Here is a 25582-nt window from a genome sequence, read left to right as displayed (position 1 = left end):
GAATATAAAAGAGAGAGGGGAAACAACTATGTCTTGTGAGTGCTCAGGGTCAGCATTAACTTGTTGTCCAGATAAAAATTATGTGCAAGATAAAGTGTGTAGTCCGTGGTCTGCTACTGTAGTTGCAACAGCAATTGATAATGTTCTCTATACAAATAATATTAACCAAAACGTAATTGGTACTGGTTTTGTTAAATATGATGTTGGACCAGGCCCAATTACTGTAGAGGTACTTGATTCTGCTGGTACTGTAATAGATACACAAACATTAAATCCAGGAACGAGTATCGGGTTTACGTATCGTCGTTTTGATATTATACAAGTTGTGTTACCTGCAACACCTGCTGGAACGTATCAGGGAGAATTTTGTATTACAACACGTTATCCACTTTCATAGCAGAATAGGAGAGGATCGAAATGGGAATGAGAAGTTCCAGTTTGTCTTGTTGTTCTAATAAAACACTTGTGCAAGATCAAGTATGTACAGACTGGTCTATTACAGGTGCTGGTACTCAAATTGTATATACAAATAATATCACGCAAGAAGTATATGGTTCAGGTTATGTGAAATATGATGTAGGTGCCAACCCGATTACAGTTGATTTTTTAGTAGGTGCAACAGTAGTTGATACAATTACTGTACAACCACAAAGTAGTGGTACTTTCACTGTCCGATATTTTACTACTGTCCGAATTACTACGACAGGAACGACTGTTAATCAAGGAGAGTTTTGTATTACAGTACGTTATCCAATCTCATAAAAAGCATACCGTGAACGGTATGCTTTTTATATTAAGGAAATAATGAAATTGGTATTCTATAAGCAACATGTAAATTCGCAACAGTACTTGCCTTCTAAATATAGTGAAAGATTACTTGTTATATTGATAATATTGATCGACTGTAGGTCTTTTCCTGTGTACGATATTGTATTACCAGGAAACACAGTGAAAATATTGGTTACTGTTCCAATGATTTGAATTGTAATTGCTTCGGTGCTGCTAGTACTATTGTAAACCGAGACAGTACCTGATATAAGTAGTATCCCATCACTTTGCCATAGTATCATTGATTGTGATGCATCTTTGGCAGAGGGGATGGTGTTATTAGTTATGAGGAAATTCCCTGCAAATTCATTTTTTACTCGCTCGCAATTTGGATTTGGAGGAGGGGACGGTGGACAAGGGTCTGGACAAATAATAGATAAAGGAGCGAAACAGCCAATATTTTTTTTATTCTTCAATACAACCCCTCCTTTTAAGTTGTCTTTTACTACTATTAAATGTAAAAGTATGGCCGATGTGTTAAAAAAAGAAGGAAATATTAAAAATTAAGATTGTCTAATAGGCTTAAACCTTAACTTATCATTAGTGTTATAGAAAAGATTATATGTGAATAGTCATAGGAAAAGAATGATCAGACTCTTTTAGACAAAAGGTGGTTGTATACAATAGTACAAGTAATGTTGGACTTAATTTCTAATTAACTGTATATTTACAAAAATCTAATAAAGTTCATTTGTTATTTAAACGACATTAACATGTATTAGATAAAATAGCCCTTGTAATGAATCAATTATTATGAGGAGGATTCACGTGGACAGAAATGCTTTAAGAAAAGTAAAAGGCCTTATTGGATTATTAATGGTTTTTGTATTAGCATTTGTATCATTTCCGTGGAGTACATCAGTCAAAGCGGAAGAGAAAAAGCAAGAAAAGGCACCAAGTGAGAAGAAAATAGTTTTCCCTGTTGTAAGTGATGTTCATATTAAAAATAGTGGAACAGATGATATGTTTCGCTGGAAAAGAGCGATTGAACAGTTCAATACGCTTGCACCAAAGCAAGATGCGTTCGTAATTGTAGGAGATTTTACTGATTCAGGGTCTGTGCAGCAATATGATCGTTTCATGCAAGTGTATAATGACAATGCAAATAAAGATGCGGTACGAATGAATTCTCTAGGTAACCATGATTATTGGAACGGTTTATCCGTAGAGGGAGCACAGAAGCGTTTCTTAGAAAAAACAGGTATGGAATCAATTTATTATCATAAAGTGGTAAAAGGTTATCATTTTATCGTAATGTCTCCAGAAAATGAAACGACACATGGGTATTATTCGGACAAGCAAATTAATTGGTTAAAAGAAGAGATGGCAAAGGCGCAAAAAGATGACCCAGAAAAACCGATTTTCGTATTTTTACATCAACATATTAAAGATACAGTGTACGGTAGCCAAGAATGGGGAACGAAGGATAGTGCAAAAATTAATGCAGTATTAAAAGAATACCCACAAGTCATTACGTTTTCAGGTCATTCACATTATCCATTAGATGATCCAAGGTCGATTCATCAAAAAGACTTTACATCTGTTGGTACGTCTTCTGTAAGCTATATGGAGGTAGAGGGCGGTAAAGTGCAAGGGAATATTCCTTTAGAATCGCGTGCATTAAGCCAAGGTTTATTAGTAGAAGTAGACGATAAAGAAGTAACGATTAATCGTCGTGATTTCCATACAAATTCTTGGACAGGTGAGCCTTGGAAAATTAAATTACCAGCAAAGAAAGAAACTTTTACACATGTAGAAGATCGTGATAAAGAAAAACCATCTTTTTCGACAGATGCGAAGTTATCAGTATCAAATGTAACAGAAAATGCAGCAACAGTAACATTCCCACAAGCATTGGACAACCTTCTCGTTCATTCGTATCGCGTACAAGCGAAGGATAAACAAACGGGAGAGATTAAAAACAAGTTATTAGCATTCTCAGAGTTTTATCGTGATCCAGTACCAAAAGATCTTACGTTTACGCTTGCTGGGTTAGAGGGTGGGAAAACATATACACTTGAAGTAGTTGCGATTGATTCATTTGGCAATGAAACCGCGCAGCCGTTAACAGCAGAAATTACTACAAAAAAAGATAATATTGACCCGAATGTGAAAGTACCAAAAGCGGATGTTTTTGATGTAAACTTTGCAGATGGTACATTTAAAGACAATTCACCATTTGGTACAAAAGGTGATGTGAAGGGCAATGTGGTTATTGAATATGATAAAGCATTGAAGAAGAATGCTATGAAGTTAAACGGAAAAGCAAATACATTTGGATATCTTCCATTTTCAGCAGCACAAAAAGAGAAAATAGCAAATACGTTTACGTTAGAAACTGTGTTTTCAATGAATGAAATTCGCGGGCAAGGTATTTTGCAAAATACAGAGAGCGGCGGAATTGGTTTTGAGTCTACAGGAAGTGGATATGTTGAATTATGGGCTCACATTGGCGGTAGCTACAAACGTGTTGGCGTTCAATTGGAAGCGAACAAAACGTATCATTTAACAGGAACATATAACGGAAGCGAAGTGGCAATTTACGTAGATGGTAAAAAAGTAAATAGTCAGTCAGCTCAAGGGAAAGTTTATAACCCGAACGTACCATTTGCATTTGGAGCGGATCCTGATAGTAACGGAAATGGTAGTATTCCGTTAAATGGACAAATCGCGTTAGCAAAATTATATAGTAAAGCTTTAAGTTCTTCAGAAGTATTAGCAGCGTACAATGAGTTTTCTAACCGTACGAAGTTAGAGCAAGTAAATGCGCTATTTGAAGAGCTTGGAAAAGTAAAAGAAGTGTTAGCTGGTACGTATGAGTTTGGTGACAAGCCAGGTCAATATTCAAAAGAAGCATTTCAAGAATTAGAGAAAAGCTTTAACATAGCAAAGCAAGCATTTGAAAATGTAGGGAGTACGGGAGAGCAAATCGTTCAAACGTATAACGAATTAAAAACAGCTAATGTAACATTTGTACAATCTAAAGTAGTAGAACAACCGAAAACACCGAAAGAAAAATTACAAATTAATATTGAATCTGCAAAAGCAGTAGTGAAAAAAGCGCAAGCTGCAAATGTAATGGACGGTTCAGTGAAATCATTGAGTCAAAAAATTACAGTAGCAGAATCTGTGTTAAAAGATGCGAAAGTAAAAGATACACAAGTAGAAACGATGAATCGTACGATGGAATATGCGATTTCACTCGTTGAAAAAAGTATGAACAAATAAGAGAGAAGAAAAGAAGCTTATCATGATAGGCTTCTTTTTTGTTATACTAAAAGTAGCATATAAAGAAGGAGCGAATAATTTGGAACAGAAAAAGCTAAAAAGAATTCTTGAATATGTATGGATCGCGGTTGTGCTCCTTGTAGGATATTATTTATTAAAAGATAAAAGTATTTGGGTTTTATTCTTAATGACGTTTTTATTAGCAGGATTAGGAACGTTATTTATTAACTTCTTCTTTGATAGTTTGAATGCCTGGAAGAAGAAAAAGAAGGGGACGAAGTAAAGGAGGGAATATATGCAAAAATGGAAGCTCATATATCAGGTGATTATTTTCTTAGTGCTTGTGGGTATTGGAATGGTCAAATACTCGACACCAATAGGAAATTGGGCATGGTTTACAGCTTGCATCGGCATATTTTTCATTTTACAATCGTTAACGAAAAAATATAATAATACAGAAAGATAGCTCGCCGTTTTATCGGCGAGCTATTTTGTTATGCTTTTTTCTGTTCATCATCTGTTTTTTCGTTAGCTAAATGACTATGTTTCCTAGAGTAGAAGAAATAGAAGCATAAGCCGACTATAAGCCAAACTGCAAAGCTAATCCATGTTGTTTTAGACAAATTGATCATTAAATATAAGCAGCAAAGAATCGCGACAACTGGTAGTACAGGTACGAAAGGTGTACGGAATCCACGTTTTAAGTCAGGATGTGTTTTTCGTAAAATAAGTACAGCGCAGCAAACGAATGTAAAGGCTGTTAATGTACCGATATTTACTAAATTCGCTAGCAAATGTAAGTCTAAAAGGCCTGCTAATAAAGCGGCAATGACGCCAGTAATCCATGTATTTAATAAAGGGATTTTTACTCTTTTATTTACACGTGCTAACGCTTTTGGAAGTAGACCGTCACGGCTCATCGCATATGAAACGCGAACTTGTCCATACATCACGACTAGGAGGACGGTCGTCATTCCAGTCATCGCTCCAACAGCGAGTAGTCCTGCAATTGCATCTTCACCAACGAAGTGCAATGCAAATGCAACTGGATCAGAAACGTCTAATTGTGTATAAGGAACCATACCTGTTAAAACGAAAGATACAATCATATATAAAATAGTACAAATAAGAAGGGAACCAATAATACCAATTGGTAAATCACGCTGTGGTTTTTTCGTTTCTTCCGCAGCGGTTGCGATTGCATCAAAACCTAAAAAGGCGAAAAACACAGTGGCAGCGCCAGTAATAATACCGTCGTATCCGAATGGAATGAACGGTGTCCAGTTTTCAGGTTTTACATATTTTGCGCCTGCTACGATAAAAGCGATAATAACGGCTAACTTGATAAGAACCATAATATTATTAATGCGTGCGCTTTCGCGTATACCAAAACTTAAAAGGGCAGTAATGATGAGTAAAATACAAACAGCTGGTAAATCGATGAGACCACCTTTTCCTACGCCGGGGGCTGAGGCGATTATGGCGGGCAGGTGTATATTGAACCCTTGTAGTAAAGATTGCAAATAACCAGACCAACCGACAGCTACTGCTGCAACGGCAAGTAAATATTCGAGCATTAAACACCATCCGACGATGAAGGCGACAACTTCTCCGACTGTCATGTATGCGTAAGTATACACACTTCCTGAGACAGGAATAGAAGAAGCAAATTCAGCATAACAAAAGGCTACACAAGCACAAGTAAATGCAGCAATAAGGAATGATAGCATAATACCAGGACCAGAATGTTTTGCTGCAACAATACCTGTTAATACAAAGATCCCTGTCCCAATTACGGCGCCGATTCCTAAAAATGTTAAATCGAGTGCAGTTAATGTTCTATCTAGCTGCTTTGGTGATTCAGTACTAAGCGCTTTTTTTCGTAATAATGACTTCACTTTGGACTCTCCCCCCATTTTTTTATTTCCATAACTGCGACTATAGTATGAGCCCATTAAAAAAGAGTAAGTAAGGAAGTGGAGGTGCAGTTATGGTATGTAGTTTTTTTTAAAATTGCTGGATTAATCTTAATATAATTCAGAATATTTTGTCAAATAAAAATATGACAAATAAAATGCGGATCAATAGGGGAAACTACTTGCAGAAATGGACGGGGGTTAATAATCTACTTGGATGGAGAACCCCACTGATTAAAGTTAAAGTAGGAGCAGATGCTATGTTATTTTATTTTGAACTTGTCGTCATTTTACTTTGTACGAAATTAGCTGGTGACATTAGTGTGAGACTTGGTCAGCCTTCTGTACTTGGTAAGTTAATTGTCGGTATTATTATCGGTCCGGCTGTACTTGGTATTATTAATAGTTCTGAACTGATCGATGAACTGAGTGAGATTGGTGTTTTGTTACTTATGTTTATGGCGGGACTTGAAACAGATTTAGAAGAGTTAAATCGGAATTTGAAATCGTCGTTTGCAGTAGCGGCCGGTGGAATTATTTTTCCTTTCATCGGTGGTTATGTAACAGGATTGCTGTTTGGATTAATACAGTCCCATGCCATTTTTTTAGGGTTATTACTTTGCGCAACATCGGTTAGTATTACGGTCCAGACGCTACGTGATCTAGGAAAAATGAATACGAGAGAAAGTACAACAATTTTAGGTGCTGCCGTATTTGATGATGTCATTGTCGTTATTTTATTGGCATTTGTAATGAGTTTTTTAGGAACACAAGATGTGAATATAACACTTGTCATTGTAAAGAAAATTATTTTCTTTGTAAGTATTGTTTTTATTGCTTGGAAAGTCGTTCCTTGGATTATGAAAATGCTTGTACCGCTTCGTGTAACAGAAGCGTTAATTAGCGCGGCTCTTATTATTTGTTTCTCTTTTTCTTATTACAGTGAAATGATGGGAATTGCAGGTATTATTGGAGCGTTTGCAGCGGGAATTGCTATTTCTCAAACAGAGTATAAGCATGAAGTGGAACATAAAATTGAACCGATTGCTTATGCAATATTTGTTCCAGTATTCTTCGTAAGTATCGGAATGGAAATTACATTTCAAGGTATTGGAAGCCAGCTTTGGTTCATTATTATTATGACTCTCATTGCGATTTTCACAAAGTTAATCGGATCAGGTTTAGGAGCAAGGCTGACAGGATTTAATCTCCAATCTTCTATTAGTATTGGCGCGGGGATGGTATCACGTGGTGAAGTAGCGCTTATCATCGCTGCAAATGGACTTACGGCGAATTTATTAGCGAAAGAAAATTTCACAGCGATTGTTATTGTTGTTATATTGACGACGATTATTACACCGCCACTTTTGAAGAAATATTTTGTATAGAGAGGAAGGGCTTATCTGATGTAGGTAAGCTCTTTTTTTATTCCCAAAAGCAATGATCATATAGCATGAAGGGTTTGTAATTATGGTAAAATCTATGTATGTGATATGACAAGGAGAGGGAAGTGTGAAGATTACGAAGGAGAAGGTTATTGGTGTAATCGTACTTATTGCAGTATGTATACCATTTACTGCATGGAAAGAATCAAAAGTGAAAGATTTTCCGGTTTCTATTTTTTCGGAAGAAGCAGATGGTGAGTACGGTCAGAAGCTGAAATATACTGCTTTTTTACCTGATGTTGCGATTTGGATGAACGGTTGGGAAAAGAAGTGGACAGAAGGGGAAAGAACTGTTTATCAAAAAGGGAATCGCATTGTAAATGTGTTTCATCCTCCTGGCGATGATGGTTATTACCTTCTTGAAGCAAGAGAAAATAAGTGAACGCAACCGTAAGAAGTGGAGGTTAAATAGTGAAAGCTTCAACATTACTATTTAAAATTGAAAGTAATATGGATCAATTTTCACCAGCTGAGAAGAAGGTTGCCATGTACATAATGGAGAATGCAGAGATTGTACCGAATTTAACGACGAAAGAAGTGTCAACGAATGCAGGCGCAAGTGAAGCGAGTGTCGTTCGCTTTTGTAAATCGATTGGAATCGGAAGTTTTAAAGCATTTAAGATAGCACTCGTTCGTGAATTAACGATTGCTGATTATAATATTAACGATTTTTCAGTGATGAATACAGAAGATGGACCGTATGATTTATTTAATAAAGTTACTTATGTGAATAAAGCTGCAATTGAGGCGAGCGTGACGGCGATAGATAAAAAAGAACTTGAAAAAGCTGCAGATCGTATTGTAAATGCCGATAAAATTATCTTTTATGGAGTAGGCGGATCAGCTACTCCGGCGATGGACGGAGCTTATAAATTTACAAGGCTCGGATTTACAGCGATGATGCTATCTGATTTTCATATGATGTTGCCGCTTGTGACGAATTTAAAAGAAGGCGATATATTTGTTGCGATTTCAACATCTGGTCGAACGAAAGATGTGCTTGAAATGGCGCAGTATGCAAAGAGACAAGGTGCAACTGTTATTGGAATTACGAAACTAGATCAATCATCACCGTTATATAAAGAAGCGGATATTCGCCTTTGTATGCCAGATGTAGAACAAGATCATCGTATTGCGAGTATTGCTTCGAGAATGACGCAATTGAATATGATCGATGCTTTATATGTGATTACTTTCAATCGAATTGGTAATAAAGTATTGAATCAATTTATGGAGACACGAGAAGAAGCGTTGCGGTTACGGAAGTTAAAGTAGAAGAAAAGATGAGGAGACTCATCTTTTTTTATCCCCCTATTTGCCGGGCAGTAAGACCCTCACTTCAAAATTCAGCGGAAGCAAAGAAAGTTAGGTGGGGATCAACTGCCCGTAAATGCCCGATTGGTGCGGGCTAATAATCAGTGGGGATGAACAAAACCCACACTGATTAAAGTTTCACTTTATTATCTTTGACAAAAATATGTCATGTCGTGAAATTTTATTTCATAAAATAAGAAAGAGTAATTGATTTTTAGTTTCTTAAAGTTATAATAAAAGTGTGAAATATAATTTCAAAGAGGGTGGCAATATGTTAGAAAATTTATCGACAGAACATCGTAATGAGAAAACAATGAATTTGGATGAGATGAGCATAAAAGAAGTGTTGCAAAGTATGAATGAAGAAGATCGAACTGTTGCGTTAGCAGTTGAAAAAGAGATAGAACAAATTGAAAAGGTTGTACAGACTGTTATTAAATCTTTTGAAGAAGAGGGACGTTTAATTTACATTGGTGCTGGTACGAGTGGTCGTTTAGGTATTCTAGATGCAGTGGAATGTCCGCCGACATTTGGCACGGATGATAAAATGGTGCAAGGATTTATAGCAGGTGGATTGAAAGCGTTTACTAAAGCGGTGGAAGGTGCCGAAGATCGCGAAGAGTTAGCAGAAGAAGATTTAAAAAGTATTGGATTAAATGAGAAAGATACAGTGATTGGAATTGCTGCAAGTGGCAGAACTCCTTACGTAATTGGCGGCTTGAAATACGCACAGAGTGTAGGAGCGAGTACAGCGAGTATTTCTTGTAATAAAAATGCTGAAATAAGTAAATATGCAAAGTTAAATGTGGAAGTAGAGACAGGTGCAGAAATATTAACAGGATCAACGCGTTTAAAAGCTGGTACAGCACAAAAATTAGTGTTGAATATGATTTCAACAGCTTCGATGATTGGTGTAGGAAAAGTATATAAAAACTTAATGGTAGATGTTCAATCCACAAATGAAAAGTTAGTAGAACGGTCAAAACGAATTATTGTGGAAGCAACAGGCGCTAGTTATGAAGTAGCGGCAGAGTATTATGAAAAGGCAGAACGTAACGTAAAAGCTGCCATTGTTATGGTGTTGTTGCAGTGTGAATATGGGGAAGCACTGGAGAAACTAAAATACGCTAAAGGGTTTGTGAAGAAAGCACTATAAAATAATAGGGAGGGGGATTCTATTATGAAGAAAGAAGAGAGAATGGCCAAGGAAATTTCGGAGCAACTTGGAGGAATAAAAAATATTCGTAGTATTGCTCATTGTATGACGAGACTACGATTAACGCTTCATGATGAAAGTAAAGTAAATATGGACCTTTTAAAAAAAGTTGAAGGCGTTATGGGTGTTATAGAAGATGAGACGCTTCAAGTTGTCGTTGGTCCAGGAACAGTAAATAAAGTAGCAGCTGAAATGGAAGGCTTAACAGGACTACGAATTGGTGAGATAGCAGATCATCACCTTGAAGATATTGGGCAAGAGATGAAATCAGAGATTAAGAAGAAAAATAATACACCGGTGAAAAACTTTTTACGAAAAATAGGAAGTATTTTCATTCCGTTAATTCCAGGACTTGTTGCGTCAGGAATTATAAACGGGGTTGCTAACTTTGCGAAAAACGCTGGTGCTGATCCAAATGCAACGTGGTTACAAATGTTACTACTCATTGGCGGCGGTATCTTTACATTCTTAGGAATTTTAGTTGGTTGGAATACAGCGAAAGAGTTCGGCGGGACACCGGTTCTTGGGGCAATTGCTGGCATTTTAATTTTCAACCCGGCGATGGCAAACGTAAAATTGTTTGGTGAAGCATTAGTGCCCGGACGGGGCGGATTATTCGCAGTTATTTTTGCAGCATGGCTTATGGTTGTAGTGGAAAGACAAGTTCGAAAAGCAGTGCCGAATGCAGTTGATATTATCGTGACACCACTCATTACTGTATTAGTTGTAAGTATTGTAACAATGTTAGCCATTCAGCCATTAGCAGGTTTCTTATCAGATGGTATTACGAGCGGAATTAATGCGATTTTAAATATTGGCGGAGCATTTGCTGGCGCAGTACTTGCGGGAACATTTTTACCTCTCGTTATGGTCGGATTGCATCACGGTTTAACACCAATTCATATGGAATTTATTAATCAAACACACGTAACACCTTTATTACCAGTACTAGCAATGGCTGGTGCTGGCCAAGTGGGCGCAGCAATTGCGATTTATGTGAAAACAAAAAACAAACGACTTCGAAATGTAATTAAAGGTGGATTGCCAGTTGGCTTTTTAGGAATTGGTGAGCCGCTATTATACGGGGTTACATTACCACTTGGGAAACCGTTTATTACTGCTTGTTTAGGAGCGGCTGTCGGTGGTGCATTCCAAGCAGTTATGCAAACAGCTTCTCTTGGAATTGGCGTATCAGGGCTATCTTTAATTCCGTTAATTGCTGACAATAAATATTTACTATATTTCTTAGGTTTAGTAATTGCATATGCTTTCGGATTTATCTTTACGTACTTCTTCGGATTTAAAGAAGAAATGGCAGAAAACATATAGAGAAAGGGATTCCTTTCTCTTTTTCTATTAATAGAGAGGGAGATTTATATGATCGGAGTTTCCATTTATCTTTCAAAAGAACGAGTAGAGAAACAAGAAGAGTGGCTAAAAGTAGCGAAGGAACATGGGTTTACATCTATTTTTACATCACTGCACATTCCAGAAGATGATCCAAATACGTATAAAGAGTTAATTCAAATATTAGGGAAACAAGCTTTTGCACATGAAATGGAGCTAATGGTTGATGTTTCTCCAAAATCGTTACACCATTTAGGGCTAACATATGAAAATGTGGAAGAGCTATTGGACTGGGGTATTACCGGTTTAAGAATGGATTACGGCATTGCGCCAAAAGAAATTGCAAGCGTATCTCATAAGATGAAAGTAGCTTTAAATGCGAGTACGATTACAAAGTCATTTTGGAAAGAATTACTTGCAGAACATATAAGAGTAGAGAATGTAGAAGCATGGCATAATTTTTACCCACGTCCAGAAACAGGACTAGCAAAGTCCTTCTTACAAAAGCAAAATCAATATTTACAGAAGTGCGGAATAAAGACGATGGCATTTATTCCAGGAGATGCGGAAAAACGTGGTCCGTTATATGAAGGTTTACCGACTTTAGAAAAACATCGCAATATGCGCCCGCTTGAAGCATACTTAGAACTTGTTCAAGATTGTGGTGTTGATAAAGTATTGATTGGAGATATAAGCGCAAGTTTAGAAAGTATGCAAGAAGTAGCTAGTGCGAGTAGAGGGATTATTCCATTGCATTACAAATCATTTATAACTGATAAAGAAGTATTAAAAGTGGTGGAGCAAGTGCATACAAATAGACTAGATCCGTCTCGTGATGCTATTCGATCTGTAGAATCAAGGGAAGGAAATAGAGTGATGTTACAGCCGATGCATACAATTGTAAGAAAGAAAGGTAGCATTACAATTGATAATGAATTGTACGGTAGATATGCAGGAGAGATGCAAGTTGCCACACATGATTTACCTGTAGATGAGAAAGTGAATGTTGTTGGAATGGTTGTAGAAGAGGATATTTCTTTATTGCCGTATGTTGGCGCTGGAAAAATGTTTCAACTTTTTTGTGCGATAGAGTAAAAGCTTGAATTAGCGCTATTTTGTAAGAAAACATTATCCGTAAAAGGGATAATGTTTTTTGTTTTCTTTAAAAAAGTATTTGACGAATGAATTGAAATACCGTATTGTTTTGACTTGTAAATAAAAGTTCACTATAACAAAACGAAAAGGAGAGTTCAAAATGAACCAATATATTGGGAATTTAATTATTCGTATCGTGTTAGGAGTAACGTTCTTTGCGCACGGTTTAGCGAAGTTTCAATCAGGTATCGATAACGTAGCAGGATGGTTTACAAGCATCGGCTTACCAGGTGGCCTTGCATACGGCGTAGCAACAGTTGAATTAGTTGGTGGTATATTATTAATTATCGGTTTAGGTGTACGATATGTAGGATTGTTATTCGCTCTTATTTTAGCTGGAGCTATCGTAAAGGTAAATGGAGCAGCAGGTTTATTAGGAGATGGAAAGAATCCAGGATATGAATTAGATCTTGCATTATTATCAATGGGTGCGTATTTATTCGTAGTAAAAGCAGAAGGATATGTAGATCGTTTCTTAAAAGAGAAAGTAATGAAAACGAAGTAAATTTTATTTATAAATGTTGACTTGAAGAAATATTGTAACTATAATGATTACAACTAATGAATTACGAATGAAACAATTTAAATATTTTTTTACACAAGATGTAACTACATTGGTTACGTCTTGTGTAAAAATAAATAAACGGGAGGAAGTAATATGCCTAAATCAAATTTAGAAATTATTAAAAGCACGTATGAAGGATCAGCTTCTTCAAATGCAAAGCATTTAGCAGAAGCCTTCTCTGAAAAAGTGGAATGGACAGAGGCAGAAGGGTTCCCGTATGGCGGAACATATAAAGGCGTAGAAGCTATAATGGAAAATGTATTTAGCCGTTTAGGATCAGAATGGGATGATTATAAAGCAAGTGTAAATACGTATCATGAAGTAAACGGAAAAGATGTAATTATTGCTGAAGGTGTTTATTCAGGAATTTATAAAGAAACGGGAAAATCATTTGAAGCAGAATTTGTTCATGTATGGCAACTTGAGAACGGAAAAATTGTGAAGTTTAAGCAATATGTAGATAGTCATATTGTTAGGGAAGCGATGAAGAGATAATGCTTTTTAAATGGATCGTAGGTATATGCATTACAATTATAGTAATTTTCTCGTCTATAGTTGGCGGAAAGAAATTGTTTGCATATGTGGAAAAAGAAAATAAAAATATTCAAATCGAGCGAGCGGCAAACGAAAAAGAGAAAAAAGCTGCAGAAGAAGCTCCGCAAATTAGTGAAGGTGAAATTATTTCTACTATGCATAAAATGGTGCACCAAAAGGTAAAATCCTCTGAAAAATGGGGATTTGTAGAGATGACAAAAAAGGAGATTTCTAATGTAAAAAGAGATATTGAAAATAGTACAGGTTTTCAATATAAAATGAAGTTATTTTCTATTATAAATAGATGGGAAAAAGGAGATTTTTCTCAAACTGTTGAGGAGCATAACTTTTTATGGAGCCTTCAAGGTGGAGATACTGGCAAGGCGACGGAACGTTTATCGCCAGAAGAGGAAAAGCAGTATATAAAAGAAATGAAGAGTAAATAAAAACATCGCCAACCCAGATGACGATGTTTTTTCATTAAGAATGTTTTCGTATTAAAGGTCTAGTTGGCTGAACGGCAACAGTTTTGAAATGAGAAAATAAATAACATCCTGTTACAACGACAATTGTCCCTAAAATTTGTATCCACGTTAATTCTTCACCGAGGAAAAGGAATGCTAAAATGGCTGTGAAAATTGGATTGAAGTTTAGAAAAATACCTGATGTAGTTGCGCCTAATTTTTGTACGCCAATATTCCAAAATACCATACAAAGAACTGTCGAAATAAGTCCAGTATATAAAAGTGATGTGATGAAAGAAGTATTTATATTTGAAAGAGTGAAGCTACCTATGTTAAACGGTAGTAATAAAATAACGCCGAAAATACCAGAGTACAACGTTGCCATAAGTGGTGTAGCTGTTTTTGTTGCCCATTTACTACAAACAGAATAGATTCCCCAAATACAAACCGCTGCAATCATCCATAAATCACCGCTATTAAAATGTAGTGAAAATAAAAGCGAGAAATCACCTTTTAATAGGACGAGGATCACCCCGAAGAATGAAAGAATCATAGATAAAATTTGAAGTGTATTTACTTTTTCTTTTAGAAATAAGACAGAAAATAGTGCAATGGAAATCGCATTTAATGTAGAAATAAGTCCTACATTCGTTGCGGATGTTTTTTCTAGTGCTAGAAATTGAAAGATGTTAAAAAGAGCGACCCCTGAAATTCCCATGAGTATTAACGGAAGTATGGCAGCGCGAGGTGGAATGATTTTCTTTTCTTTAAACCATACCATCGGTAATAAACAAACGATCGCAATCATCCATCTTAAGCTTGTAAGTGTCATCGGAGACGCGTGATCGACGAGTGATTTTCCAACGACGAAATTTCCTCCCCATAATAAGCTCGTTAGTAATAATAAAAAGACATAAAAATAAGGCATATAAAAATCCCCTTTTTTGTAATCAATACGAATTGTAAATAATTTTAGCATTTTTCTTTATTATGTAATATATTCTTTTGTATAATTGTGAAAACTTGATAAAATCTTTAGTTTAAAATGATATTTATAGAAAAATATTCAGCTTTATATAAATTATAAGTTGTTTTTTCGAATAATCATCGGTAAGAAAAAAGGAGGAATTGTAATGGAATCGTCTGTTATTAAAGTGTTAGATGATTTAGACGTACAAATTTTAGATATATTGCAGAAGGAATCACAAGTAAGTAATGCAGAGCTTGCGCGACGCGTTAATTTATCGCCAGCTGCGATGCATGCGAGAATAAAAAGATTAGATGGAGAAGGGTTCATTGATAAGCAAGTAGCCATTTTAAATCAAGAAAAGCTTGGTTTTGATTTGTTATGCTTCATTTTTATGAGCACGAATATTCATCAATCGGATAAACTGGAAGTGCTGGAAAAAGAATTAGAAGCAATGCCTGAAGTGTTAGAATGTCACTGTTTAACAGGAGAGTATGATTATTTATTAAAAGTTGCAAATCGTGATCGTAAAGAGTTGGAGCAGTTTATTAGAAAGCTGAATAAGCTTGGTATTACAAGGATACAGACGAGTTTGGCACTTCGTGAAATTAAATATTCAACAGTATTGCCGATACGAGATGAGGAACCAAGCATCGATTAGATTGCTTGGTTTTTTGTTTGTATAAAGTGATTGACGAGAAGAAAAGAGAGATGTATTATTATATAAAATTATGTATTAAAATTCGTTTTAGGTTATAAATATTAATATCGGGGGCAAGGGGATAGCATATGAAAATCTGTAATGCGGTTACGAGTGATGTGAAAGAAATTTATAGTCTTATTGAGGTTTATGCAAAAGAGGGAGTTGTTTTACCACGTTCTCTTTTGTCTCTTTATCAATATTTACAATGTTTATATGTTATGAAAGAAGAAGAGAAAGTTGTTGGAGTTGCTGGTTTACATGTATTAGGAGAGGACCTTGCAGAAGTTCGGTCGTTAGTCGTTTCGCATACATATGCAGGGAAAGGAATCGGGCGTATGTTAGTGAATCATGTAATAAATGAAGCAGTGAAAATAAAAGTAAGTAGAGTCATTTCTTTAACATATGAAACAGAATTTTTTCAAAAGTGTGGATTTGATTTTGTGAATAGAGATGCGCTACCAGAGAAAGTATGGGTTGATTGTAGACATTGTCCAAAGGTTGATTATTGTGATGAGGTGGCGATGATTCGATATGTTGGATGAAATAAAAGGAAAAAAGAGCAGCTAGCAAAAGCTAACTGCTCCATTCAAGGGATCTCTCCAAGGGGGAGTGGAGAAAATATTATGTTACTAGCATTATTGACAGATTATTAGGAAATATACAAATCGGATGAAAGAAATTTTAAATAAACTTTCGGCATTGACAGTTTTTAAAATGTTCATGTACAATATATATGAATGACATTCAGTCATTTTTATGTGACAGGATGCAGTTAGCTTAGAAATGGAACAAATACAATGGTAAATGAGGATGATAGTTGTTTTTATATAGTATTGATGAAAGAGTATATTTTTTTAAAACAAAAATGACTGATAGTCAGTCATAAGAGGTGAGAGGTATGAAAAATAAAGCTTGGTTATATGTCATATTAACATGTATCTTTGAAATTTTTTGGGTGTTTGGTTTTAATACAGCCAATACTTGGTGGCATTGGATTATTATTTTAGGAGTTATCGCTGTTGATTTTCACTTCCTTTCTAAAGCGTGTGAACATCTTGCAACAGGGACTGTATATGCTGTTTTCGCCGGAGCTGGTACGGTAGGTACTTTCTTAATGGATGTATTTCTTTTCGGTGGAAGTTTCAGTGTAGGGAAGTTATTTTTTATCGTGATGGTTGTAGCTGGCGTTATCGGTTTAAAGCTAGCTGATAATAAAGAAGAAACTGTGGAAGGAGCTGCTTAAAAATGGGTTGGTTTTTCGTATTTTGTGCTGCAATTAGTGAAATAGTCGGTGTGATAGGACTTAAAATGTATAGTAAAGATAAGACATTAGCCAATGGTGCGATTTATATCGGTGGGTTTGCTACATCCTTCGCATTTTTGTATACTTCCTTCTTATTTTTACAAGTAAGTGTCGCGTATGCGGTTTGGATTGGTATCGGAACAGCAGGTGCAGTTTTGTTAAACATGTTCTTGTTTGGTGAGTCGAAAAGTAAAGCGCGTATCATTAGTGTGTTTCTTATTGTATGTGGAGTGACAGGATTAAAGGCACTTTCTTAAAGATATATTGTATTTTTATCTCCTAATTGTTTATTAGGAGATTTTATTATAAAAAAATGACTTCCTCTTAGAGTTCACTATCATTGACAGTACAATCGATTATCTTATAAAATGAGTGACAGTCATTCAATATGCGTGTGAAAGGGTTTAGATGATGAATAAAAAAGAGAAAATTGTCTATGCAGCTATTGAAGTGTTTCAGGAGAAGGGCGTCGAAAAAACGAAGATTTCTGATATCGTGAAATTAGCTGGCATTGCGCAAGGAACTTTCTATTTATATTTTCCTTCTAAGCTATCTGTTATGCCTGCAATAGCAGAAGTGATGGTTGAAAAGATGATACTTGCAGTGAAAGAAAAAGTACAAAAAGATGTACCTTTTTCAAATAAAGTGGCACAAGTAATTGATGCGGTGTTTCACTTTATTGAGGAATACCGTGAAATACAAGCTTTAATGTATGCGGGTCTTGCATCTACTGAACATATAAAAGAGTGGGAAGCTGTATATGAGCCTCTTTATATGTGGTTAAGCGAATTTTTAAGTGAGGCGAAAGAAGCTGGTGAAATTCGTGATTCGGTTCACGCAGAACGAACAGCGAAGTTATTTATCGCTCTTGTTGAATCAGCAGCGGAACAAGTGTATTTATATGATCATAAAGATGATGAGCAGGTGGATTTGCAAAAGGAAGAAGTACTAGATTTTTTAACACATGCACTACATATAAAGAAGTAGTAAGATGAACCTGTCTGAGAAGGTAGGTTCATTTTTGAGGAAAAATGAATGATAGTCATTCACCTAATACTTATGTATGTGTGGAAGGATAGAGTGAAATTCTAATGAGTGGAGGCATCTCTACTCATGATTAGCCCACAAATAGCAGGATAAAGAAAAAGCTTCTTGGGCATTATTTTTTGAGAGGAGCTTACGGGAAGAGGTGTTAAAAGTGAAGAAACCGATAAAAGAACAAAAGATGGTACTGGTCATTCTTTTGAGTAATATATTTATCGCTTTTCTAGGGATTGGATTAATCATTCCGGTTATGCCGTCCTTTATGAATGACATGCATTTAACAGGGAAGACGATGGGGTATCTCGTTGCAGTGTTTGCAATGGCTCAGCTTATTGCTTCACCTATTACAGGCCGGTGGGTTGATCTTTACGGTAGGAAGAAAATGATAATCATTGGATTATTTATTTTTGGTGTTTCAGAGCTTCTTTTTGGATTAGGAAAAGATGTGTGGATGCTTTATGTAGCGAGGGTGTTAGGCGGAATTAGTGCTGCTTTTATTATGCCTGGTGTTACGGCATATGTTGCGGATATTACATCTATTCAGGAACGTCCAAAGGCGATGGGATACTTATCTGCGGCTATTAGTACTGGATTCATTATAGGGCCTGGAATCGGCGGATTTATTGCAGAATACGGTATACGTGTGCCGTTTTTTGTTGCAGCAGCAATTGCCTTTATAGCATGTGTGATTTCGATATTTATTTTAAAAGAACCGTTAACGAAAGAAGAGCTTGCAGAGATTTCTTCTAATACGAAAGAATCAAGCTTTATTGGTGATTTAAAGAAATCATTACATCCAATGTATGCAATTGCATTTATTATCGTATTTGTACTCGCATTCGGATTATCAGCATATGAAACTGTGTTTAGTCTGTTCTCTGATCATAAATTTGGATTCACACCGAAAGATATCGCAGCAATTATTACAATTAGTTCAATCTTTGGGGTAGTTGTGCAAGTATTTATGTTTGGCAAATTGGTAGACATGTTCGGTGAGAAAGTATTAATTCAAATATGTTTAATTGTAGGTGCAGTGTTAGCATTCGTCTCAACTGTAGTCTTTAATTATTGGATTGTACTTCTCGTTACGTGCTTTATTTTCCTTGCATTTGATTTACTTCGTCCAGCTTTAACGACGTTTTTATCAAAAGCAGCTGGAAAAGAGCAAGGATTCGTTGCTGGGATGAACTCGACTTATACGAGTTTAGGAAATATCGCAGGACCAGCGATGGGCGGAATATTATTTGATATGAATATTCATTATCCATATGCATTTTCAGGCGTTGTTTTAATAGTTGGTCTCGGCATTACATTTATGTGGAGAGAGAAACAGTTGGCTGGAAGTTTTGCGAAGTAATGAGAATAAAGAATGATTGGAAAGCCCCTTTTTGTAAGGGGCTTTTTTGCATGTTAATACATGGATGGCTGTATCCATAACTTCGCAAAATTTGCCCAGCCGAATGAATCAATTGTTACGTTTTTTAAAGAAGAAGGGTATGTTTTTCTTTTTAAAACGTGATAGTTAAATAAAATGATGTGCTCTACTTGTAAAAATTCTTCGATTTCATACATGAGCTCATAGCGTTCTTCTTTATTTTCCTCTAATAAAAATGTATCAAGTAAACAGTTAATTTGTTTTTCATAGTGCGGATCCATGAACCGATTTACGAAGCAACTTTTATTTTTAAACACATTTAAGAATGCGAGTTCATGGTCAGCAGCAAATACTTCTCCCATGAAAATAATATCGGCATGTGTATCGATAGAACGATCCATATAATCTGAAACGAGAAATGGGTGAAGTTCTACATGTATGCCTAATTGTTCGCAACGTTCTTTTAGGAAATATGCGTCATTTGCACTGTCTTTAAATGCGAAGAAATAAATATGAATCGTTTCTCCGTTATAGGTGCTCTTTTTTAAATACTCTTTCGCTTTTTCTAAAGAGTAGGACCTTTTAGTAGCTTGGCGGCTTCTATCAGGGAAGAAGCTTGATGCAGCAATTGTTCGTCTACCCTCTATGTTACGAAGTATCATTTCAACATCATATAGTTCTCTCCAAGCTTTTCGAAAGTAAATGTCGTGATGAGGACCAGGTTTTGTAAAGTTGAAGCCAGCATAAATACAGCCTATTTCTTCTATTTGTATATCATGCCTTTCATTTTCCTCTTCGTTTGGTAGTTCATAATCAGCATCTATTTGCACATGGTCAGGAATACCCCAAAATTCAATACGGTCTAATAACGCGCGCTCTTTAAAATAATGGGTGAACGCTTCGAGTACGATATTATCTTCAGAGTAATGAGCAAGTTTGAAAGGTCCAGTACCTATATAATGATTATTTTGAATACTAGCATCACGCGGTAAAATTGCGAGCTGCATTGAACTTACATAGTGTAAGAAAAATAGATTTGGTTTTGCTAAATGGAATTGAATTTGCAGTGGTGATGGTGTTTCAATTTGAATAATTTCTTCTGTTAACCATTCGAAAGGGGATTGAACTTGTTTTAGTCTTTCAAATGAAAATTGTACATCTTTAGAAGTTAAAATTGTTTCGTTATGAAAATATATATCTTTTCGTAAATAAAAGGTCCACGTAAGTCCATCTTCACTTAATTCCCACGTATGCGCAATGTGAGGCTCCATTTTTTCAGTAACATCGTTATAGACGACTAACGTATCAAAAATTTGACTCGTAAGATGGCTCTCTGTAGTTACAGCCACAAAAGCCGGATCTAATGGGAATATCTTTCTCGATATAGGAATCTTTAATACGTCGTACATATCATTTGAAGGTTCGTATCCAAAATGATGATGTAGTTTATTTTCTATCTTTTTTTGAAGTGCAAGGGGGAGGGGACCTTTTAAAAGAAGAAAAACGTCTTTTAATTTTTCTTTCGCTAACAGTTCATCTGTATAGGACTCAATCGCTTCTACGAAATTATGTATAAATAGAATTTCCGTTTTATTTCCGCGGCCTCGCCCTGGAGTCCAGCTAATTAATTGCTCCTCGCTCATTTTCTTTAATAAAATCTTTACGTTTTTCGTACTGCAATATAAAACATCCGCTAATTCTTGTAAGCTATTTCGCATATGTTGTTGATCTTGTGCATGTAGTCTTAGTCTAATGTAATAGTCCATAATTTTCATATATACACTTCCTTCTATCATAAAAGGGGAAACTCTTTAGAATATTCTAACCCTTTTCTTCCTTTTTTTCAAAGTAAAATAAGTAAGCATAAGGAGGGGAAACAATGGGATTTTGGAGTATGCATCGAAATATAAAAATTAGAATTATAACATCATTTTTAACACGTACTGTGTCCACGATGATTTTTCCATTTATGGCGATTTATTTTTCAATAAAGTTAGGTAGTGCGATTGCTGGTGCGTTACTACTCATTAATGTCATAGCTTCATTAGTAATTGGTTTATACGGTGGATATGTTGGAGACCGGCTTGGGCGTAAAAAGGTTATGATTATCGGTCAAAGTATACAAGTCATTTCCATTGCTTGTATGGGAGTTGCGAATTCGGATTACATTGACTCACCATGGCTAACATTTGTGTTTATGTTAGTGAATAGTTTAGGGTCTGGACTTATGAATCCTGCGACAGAGGCGATGTTAATTGATGTGAGTACACCTGAAAATCGAAAAGTGATGTACAGCATTAGTTACTGGGCTATTAATTTATCGATTGCCATTGGAGCGATATTTGGAGGATTACTATTTGAAAACTATAGACTACAATTGTTTATCGTATTAACGCTTGTTGCCATTATGACTTTATATGTGATGGCTGTGTATATGGAAGAAGTGTATGTAGCACGAAAAACGGTGGAGAAGAAAAATGTATTAAAAGATATGGTAGATAGTTATAAAGTCGTGATGAAAGATAAAGCATTTTTAATTTTTTGTGCAGCGAGTATATGTACATTATCGTTAGAGTTTCAAATTAATAATTATTTAGGGGTACGTTTGCAGAAGGAATTTGAAACGGTGCACTTTTTATTCGGGGATGGTTTTACGTTTGATTTAACAGGTATTCGCATGTTGAGCTGGATTTCTGCAGAGAATACAATTTTAGTTGTGTTATGTTCAGCACTTCTTATTAAAATGCTGAAAAGCTTCAATGATTTGAAAATCTTATATGTAGGCTTATTCATTTACACGATTGGATTTACAATACTCGGAACAAGCAATAGTTTATGGATTTTATTAATTGCAGGGCTGTTCCAAACGGTAGGCGAGATGATGTATGTGCCAGTACGTCAATCTATTATGGCAGATATGGTGCCAAATGAGGCAAGAGGCTCATACATGGCGATTAACGGAATGGTCTTTCAAGTGGCAAAAATGAACGGAGCATTAGGTGTTATGCTAGGTTCATTTCTTGCATCTTGGGGCATGAGTGCTCTGTACTTTATCGTGGGTATGAGCAGTATTTTATTATTTATGAAGGCGATTGGGAGAGAGAAGTATGAGGGGGAGGCTTCTCAGATTGGATAAAATGATATGAAAAGCGATGCTAGAAATCGCTTTTCACATGGCTTTTAAAACGGATCAACTTCAGCTAAATCAGGATTGCTATTTGGGTTCGTTAATAAGACTTTCAGCTCACCTACTTCAGAGAGAGCGACGAGGATATAACCACTAATAAGGACGACGAGTCTGATGACTCTTAATGTTTGCAGTGTAATGTCACGGCTATTGTTTTCGGAGTTGTCTTGGGGCGTTGAAGGTGGATTGTTGTTCATAGTTAGGCTCCCATCTCTTGTATTTATATATGTGTAAAATCATTATTTAACTTATGGATAGGAATCGTATAGTCATTTTCACTATATGAGAAATGCCTATGAAAAGTGATTAGAAATTTGGGGACAAAGAAGGGGGGAATTCGCAGGCCATTAAAAATGACATTCCTTTTTATTTTTCATACAAATAAAAAGGTTAACCAAAGTAGCTAAACAGCTATTTTGGTTAACCTATAATAACTATCCTAATATACGCAATGATTCTTCAATAAACGCCGGTATATCTTCTGGTTGTCTACTTGTGACTAGCTGGTTTTGGCATACGACAACCTCTGTGTCATGAAAGTTTCCGCCGGCGTTTTTTAAATCGACTTCAATAGATTTATATCCAGTGACATCACGTCCTTCAAGTGTTTGTGCAGTGATGAGTAGCTGAGGTCCGTGACAAATAGCGAAAACAGGTTTTTTTGCATCCATAAATGCTTTACTAAAGCGAACGAAACGCTCATCTGCACGAAGTATATCTGGAGAAAATCCGCCGGGTATGAAGAGTGCATCAAAGTTTTCTGGAGAAACACCATCAATATTTTTATCAATTACGACTTCGCTTTTTTCTTGTTTACCGTGTACCGTTTTACCTTTTTCCATTTCAATAGTTGTTAATTCATATCCCTTCTGTTTAAAAGCTTCTACTGGCTCTGTGTATTCTGTGTCCTCGAAATAATCCGTTATTAAAATAGCAATTTTTTTACTCATTCTAATCCGCTCCTTACATTATATTATCGGTTCCAGAATCGTCCTTGGGCAATGCCTTCTATAAATGACTCAATTGAAGTGTTTGTTAAGTTGTAAACTCCTGCTCCATCCAGTTTCACCTTACTATGGTCTAAAGCATGAGGGTCACTAAGGACATGAGCTATCGGTTTAAAATGTTTAAAAGTAGTTTCTGCAAATTCTAAAACAGGGGGTTGAATGACAGATTTACTACTAAACACTAATACTGCATCAAAAAGTGAGGAGTCTGCTGTTGTATAAGTATCCGTTACTTTAATGGAATTATTGAAATGATAAATTTTATTATCTATGATGCTATAGTTAATTCGATGCTGTGCAAAAGCTTGAATCCATTCGGACAGAAGAGAGATGCTTGGGTCACCATTTAATAGAATTGCAACATTTTTGGAATCAGCTTTAAAAATAGTATTGGACATGCTGAGTGCAGGTGATTTTGCATCTGAATTTACTTCGTGATTTTCCTTAGGTAAAGGAGCTCCAATAATGTTAGCGACTTCTTGTGCTAATTGACGATCGACGTGGTTTAAAAGAGCAATTACATTTGCCTTCACCATGTCTGATTTGCACTTCCCAACTTCAAAGCAAAAAGCTTCTTTTATATGTTGCTTTTCAATAGGGCTCATACTATTATAGAAAAGTTTAGCCTGAGAATAAAAGTTAAGGAAGCTTTTACTGCGCCCTCTAATTTTATGTCCATCAATCTTTTCTTGATAATGCTCATATCCTCCTTGTTCTGCTTGGACTGTTGCTGGTTGATTATTATTTAAGCCATTAGGATGATAGCTTGTTTGACCACGATGAATTTGCATTTGATGCATACCATCACGTTGATTATTATGAAAAGGACATACAGGCTGATTAATAGGGATTTGATGGAAATTAGGTCCTCCTAAACGAGATAATTGTGTATCTGTATAGGAGAATAATCTTCCTTGCAGAAGAGGGTCATTTGAAAAATCAATACCTGGTACGACATGACCAGGGTGGAAAGCTACCTGCTCCGTTTCCGCAAAGAAGTTATCAACATTTTTGTTCAATGTCATTTTACCAACTAGTTTTACAGGAACTTCTTCTTCCGGCCATAATTTCGTTGGATCTAAAATATCAAAATCAAATGCATGCTCATCTTCTTCTGGAATTAACTGTAATCCAAGCTCCCATTCCGGATAATCGCCTTTTTCAATTGCTTCGTATAAATCTTGACGATGGAAATCAGGATTTTTCCCAGCAATCTTTTGAGCTTCATCCCATACTAATGAATGAACCCCAAGGGCAGGTTTCCAGTGAAACTTTACGAAATGGGCTTTTCCCTCTGCGTTAATGAGTCGAAATGTGTGAACTCCAAAACCTTCCATCATTCGTAAACTACGCGGAATAGCACGGTCGCTCATTTGCCACATGACCATATGCGTGGACTCAGGGTTATGTGCAACAAAATCCCAAAAGGTATCATGAGCGCTAGCTCCTTGAGGAATATCATTATGTGGTTCTGGTTTAACTGCATGGACAAAATCAGGGAATTTAATAGCATCTTGGATAAAGAATACTGGCATATTATTGCCTACTAAATCATAGTTTCCTTCATCTGTATAAAATTTTGTAGCGAATCCGCGTACATCTCTTACTGTGTCGTTGGATCCTTTAGAACCTTGAACGGTTGAGAAACGTACAAATACAGGTGTTTTCTTTGAAGGATTTGTAAGAAAATCTGCTTTCGTATATGCTTCTAACGATTCATAAAGCTGAAAATAACCATGAGCGCCAACTCCGCGTGCATGAACAATTCTTTCGGGAATTCGCTCGTGATCAAAATGGGTCATTTTCTCGCGAAAGTGGAAATCCTCCATTAAGGTTGGGCCTCTTAAGCCCATCTTTAAAGAAAATTCATCTTCGGCTATTTTTACTCCTTGGTTTGTTGTTAAAGCATGTTTGTATTGATTGTCAGTAACGTGATGCTTCAATTGTTCCGTTTTTTTATTCACAATATAGGCCCCTCCTTTAC

29 protein-coding genes are annotated in these 25582 nt (G+C 36.0%); 22 read left to right on the top strand and 7 right to left on the bottom strand.

Annotation, left to right across the window (positions count from 1 at the left end):
• Positions 1–28: 28 nt before the first annotated feature.
• Both CGQ22_RS24060 and CGQ22_RS24055 read left to right on the top strand, forming a co-directional pair.
• Positions 29–397, top strand: coding sequence for a DUF3992 domain-containing protein (locus tag CGQ22_RS24060; RefSeq protein WP_001277538.1), 369 nt, complete (start codon positions 29–31; stop codon positions 395–397).
• A 20-nt stretch (positions 398–417) separates the two neighbouring features.
• A complete protein-coding gene (locus tag CGQ22_RS24055) occupies positions 418–762 on the top strand; it encodes a DUF3992 domain-containing protein (protein ID WP_000525819.1) in 345 nt (114 codons plus the stop codon).
• A 56-nt stretch (positions 763–818) separates the two neighbouring features.
• On the opposite strand, the gene CGQ22_RS24050 is transcribed toward CGQ22_RS24055, so the two are convergent.
• Positions 819–1202, bottom strand: a complete 384-nt coding sequence (locus CGQ22_RS24050; protein WP_231122449.1) for an S-Ena type endospore appendage — start codon at positions 1200–1202, stop codon at positions 819–821.
• Between CGQ22_RS24050 and CGQ22_RS32610 the strand changes: the two genes are divergently transcribed.
• The 4 genes from CGQ22_RS32610 (at position 1087) to CGQ22_RS32160 (ending at position 4522) form a co-directional block, all read left to right on the top strand.
• On the top strand, positions 1087–1335 hold the full coding sequence (locus CGQ22_RS32610) for a hypothetical protein (RefSeq protein ID WP_003300113.1): 249 nt from the start codon (positions 1087–1089) through the stop codon (positions 1333–1335). The two genes, CGQ22_RS24050 and CGQ22_RS32610, sit on opposite strands and share 116 nt — an antisense overlap.
• Positions 1336–1596: 261 nt before the next feature.
• A complete protein-coding gene (locus CGQ22_RS24045; protein ID WP_139032708.1) occupies positions 1597–4056 on the top strand; it encodes a LamG-like jellyroll fold domain-containing protein in 2460 nt (819 codons plus the stop codon).
• A gap of 79 nt (positions 4057–4135) precedes the next feature.
• On the top strand, positions 4136–4339 hold the full coding sequence (locus CGQ22_RS24040; protein ID WP_000435800.1) for a hypothetical protein: 204 nt from the start codon (positions 4136–4138) through the stop codon (positions 4337–4339).
• Positions 4340–4351: 12 nt separating this feature from the next.
• Positions 4352–4522, top strand: coding sequence for a hypothetical protein (locus CGQ22_RS32160; RefSeq protein ID WP_001174853.1), 171 nt, complete (start codon positions 4352–4354; stop codon positions 4520–4522).
• A 28-nt stretch (positions 4523–4550) separates the two neighbouring features.
• Here CGQ22_RS32160 and bcaP read toward each other — a convergent pair whose 3' ends face one another.
• On the bottom strand, positions 4551–5954 hold the full coding sequence (gene bcaP, locus CGQ22_RS24030) for a branched-chain amino acid transporter BcaP (protein WP_000838709.1): 1404 nt from the start codon (positions 5952–5954) through the stop codon (positions 4551–4553).
• 200 nt (positions 5955–6154) lie between these two features.
• Between bcaP and CGQ22_RS24025 the strand changes: the two genes are divergently transcribed.
• The 9 genes from CGQ22_RS24025 to CGQ22_RS23980 all read left to right on the top strand — a co-directional run bounded on the left by CGQ22_RS24025 (position 6155) and on the right by CGQ22_RS23980 (position 13994).
• Positions 6155–7360 (top strand): cation:proton antiporter, encoded by a 1206-nt coding sequence (locus CGQ22_RS24025; protein WP_001174890.1) that lies wholly within the window; start codon positions 6155–6157, stop codon positions 7358–7360.
• 124 nt (positions 7361–7484) lie between these two features.
• On the top strand, positions 7485–7799 hold the full coding sequence (locus CGQ22_RS24020; RefSeq protein WP_000704958.1) for a hypothetical protein: 315 nt from the start codon (positions 7485–7487) through the stop codon (positions 7797–7799).
• Positions 7800–7828: 29 nt separating this feature from the next.
• Positions 7829–8692, top strand: coding sequence for a MurR/RpiR family transcriptional regulator (locus tag CGQ22_RS24015; RefSeq protein WP_000648164.1), 864 nt, complete (start codon positions 7829–7831; stop codon positions 8690–8692).
• Positions 8693–9002: 310 nt separating this feature from the next.
• Positions 9003–9887, top strand: a complete 885-nt coding sequence (gene murQ, locus CGQ22_RS24005) for an N-acetylmuramic acid 6-phosphate etherase (RefSeq protein ID WP_000892345.1) — start codon at positions 9003–9005, stop codon at positions 9885–9887.
• A gap of 24 nt (positions 9888–9911) precedes the next feature.
• Positions 9912–11276, top strand: a complete 1365-nt coding sequence (locus CGQ22_RS24000; protein WP_000711291.1) for a PTS transporter subunit EIIC — start codon at positions 9912–9914, stop codon at positions 11274–11276.
• 48 nt (positions 11277–11324) lie between these two features.
• Positions 11325–12389, top strand: a complete 1065-nt coding sequence (locus CGQ22_RS23995) for a DUF871 domain-containing protein (RefSeq protein WP_074593851.1) — start codon at positions 11325–11327, stop codon at positions 12387–12389.
• Between the two features lie 160 nt (positions 12390–12549).
• Positions 12550–12954, top strand: coding sequence for a DoxX family protein (locus CGQ22_RS23990; RefSeq protein WP_001077751.1), 405 nt, complete (start codon positions 12550–12552; stop codon positions 12952–12954).
• 153 nt (positions 12955–13107) lie between these two features.
• Positions 13108–13509 carry a nuclear transport factor 2 family protein gene (locus tag CGQ22_RS23985; RefSeq protein WP_001126687.1) on the top strand — a complete coding sequence of 134 codons (402 nt, stop codon included), beginning with the start codon at positions 13108–13110 and terminating at the stop codon, positions 13507–13509.
• Complete coding sequence (locus tag CGQ22_RS23980; RefSeq protein ID WP_089149457.1) at positions 13509–13994, top strand: PRK06770 family protein; 486 nt, start codon at positions 13509–13511, stop codon at positions 13992–13994. Before CGQ22_RS23985 ends, CGQ22_RS23980 begins: the two co-directional genes overlap by 1 nt.
• A gap of 34 nt (positions 13995–14028) precedes the next feature.
• On the opposite strand, the gene CGQ22_RS23975 is transcribed toward CGQ22_RS23980, so the two are convergent.
• On the bottom strand, positions 14029–14940 hold the full coding sequence (locus CGQ22_RS23975; RefSeq protein ID WP_089149456.1) for a DMT family transporter: 912 nt from the start codon (positions 14938–14940) through the stop codon (positions 14029–14031).
• A gap of 205 nt (positions 14941–15145) precedes the next feature.
• On the opposite strand from CGQ22_RS23975, the gene CGQ22_RS23970 reads away from it, so the two are divergent.
• The 6 genes from CGQ22_RS23970 to CGQ22_RS23945 all read left to right on the top strand — a co-directional run bounded on the left by CGQ22_RS23970 (position 15146) and on the right by CGQ22_RS23945 (position 19386).
• Positions 15146–15640 carry an Lrp/AsnC family transcriptional regulator gene (locus CGQ22_RS23970; protein WP_000446105.1) on the top strand — a complete coding sequence of 165 codons (495 nt, stop codon included), beginning with the start codon at positions 15146–15148 and terminating at the stop codon, positions 15638–15640.
• Between the two features lie 128 nt (positions 15641–15768).
• Positions 15769–16224 carry an N-acetyltransferase gene (locus CGQ22_RS23965; RefSeq protein WP_000686671.1) on the top strand — a complete coding sequence of 152 codons (456 nt, stop codon included), beginning with the start codon at positions 15769–15771 and terminating at the stop codon, positions 16222–16224.
• 356 nt (positions 16225–16580) lie between these two features.
• Entirely contained in the window at positions 16581–16925 is a 345-nt protein-coding gene (locus tag CGQ22_RS23960; RefSeq protein WP_000790626.1) for a DMT family transporter, read from the top strand.
• Between the two features lie 2 nt (positions 16926–16927).
• Positions 16928–17242 (top strand): DMT family transporter, encoded by a 315-nt coding sequence (locus CGQ22_RS23955; RefSeq protein WP_000539671.1) that lies wholly within the window; start codon positions 16928–16930, stop codon positions 17240–17242.
• Positions 17243–17393: 151 nt separating this feature from the next.
• Positions 17394–17972, top strand: coding sequence for a TetR/AcrR family transcriptional regulator (locus tag CGQ22_RS23950; RefSeq protein WP_002163855.1), 579 nt, complete (start codon positions 17394–17396; stop codon positions 17970–17972).
• Positions 17973–18183: 211 nt separating this feature from the next.
• Positions 18184–19386 carry an MFS transporter gene (locus CGQ22_RS23945; protein WP_000742946.1) on the top strand — a complete coding sequence of 401 codons (1203 nt, stop codon included), beginning with the start codon at positions 18184–18186 and terminating at the stop codon, positions 19384–19386.
• Positions 19387–19439: 53 nt separating this feature from the next.
• Here CGQ22_RS23945 and CGQ22_RS23940 read toward each other — a convergent pair whose 3' ends face one another.
• Entirely contained in the window at positions 19440–21200 is a 1761-nt protein-coding gene (locus CGQ22_RS23940) for an SgrR family transcriptional regulator (RefSeq protein ID WP_139032709.1), read from the bottom strand.
• A gap of 83 nt (positions 21201–21283) precedes the next feature.
• Here CGQ22_RS23940 and CGQ22_RS23935 point away from each other — a divergent pair, with 83 nt between their 5' ends.
• Positions 21284–22540, top strand: a complete 1257-nt coding sequence (locus CGQ22_RS23935; protein ID WP_000508200.1) for an MDR family MFS transporter — start codon at positions 21284–21286, stop codon at positions 22538–22540.
• Between the two features lie 44 nt (positions 22541–22584).
• Here the strand turns inward: CGQ22_RS23935 and CGQ22_RS23930 are convergent, their stop codons facing one another.
• The 3 genes from CGQ22_RS23930 to CGQ22_RS23920 all read right to left on the bottom strand — a co-directional run bounded on the left by CGQ22_RS23930 (position 22585) and on the right by CGQ22_RS23920 (position 25562).
• Positions 22585–22788 carry a hypothetical protein gene (locus tag CGQ22_RS23930; protein ID WP_002163857.1) on the bottom strand — a complete coding sequence of 68 codons (204 nt, stop codon included), beginning with the start codon at positions 22786–22788 and terminating at the stop codon, positions 22585–22587.
• A gap of 237 nt (positions 22789–23025) precedes the next feature.
• On the bottom strand, positions 23026–23541 hold the full coding sequence (locus CGQ22_RS23925; RefSeq protein ID WP_000037535.1) for a type 1 glutamine amidotransferase domain-containing protein: 516 nt from the start codon (positions 23539–23541) through the stop codon (positions 23026–23028).
• 23 nt (positions 23542–23564) lie between these two features.
• Positions 23565–25562 carry a catalase gene (locus CGQ22_RS23920; protein ID WP_089149455.1) on the bottom strand — a complete coding sequence of 666 codons (1998 nt, stop codon included), beginning with the start codon at positions 25560–25562 and terminating at the stop codon, positions 23565–23567.
• Positions 25563–25582 lie beyond the last annotated feature (20 nt).

Source organism: Bacillus sp. M13(2017) (assembly GCF_002218325.1).
In the GTDB taxonomy this organism is placed as follows: Bacteria; Bacillota; Bacilli; order Bacillales; family Bacillaceae_G; genus Bacillus_A; species Bacillus_A thuringiensis_K.
The sequence above is the reverse complement of the archived record's forward strand: the minus strand, read 5'-3'. Positions and strand labels throughout refer to the sequence as shown.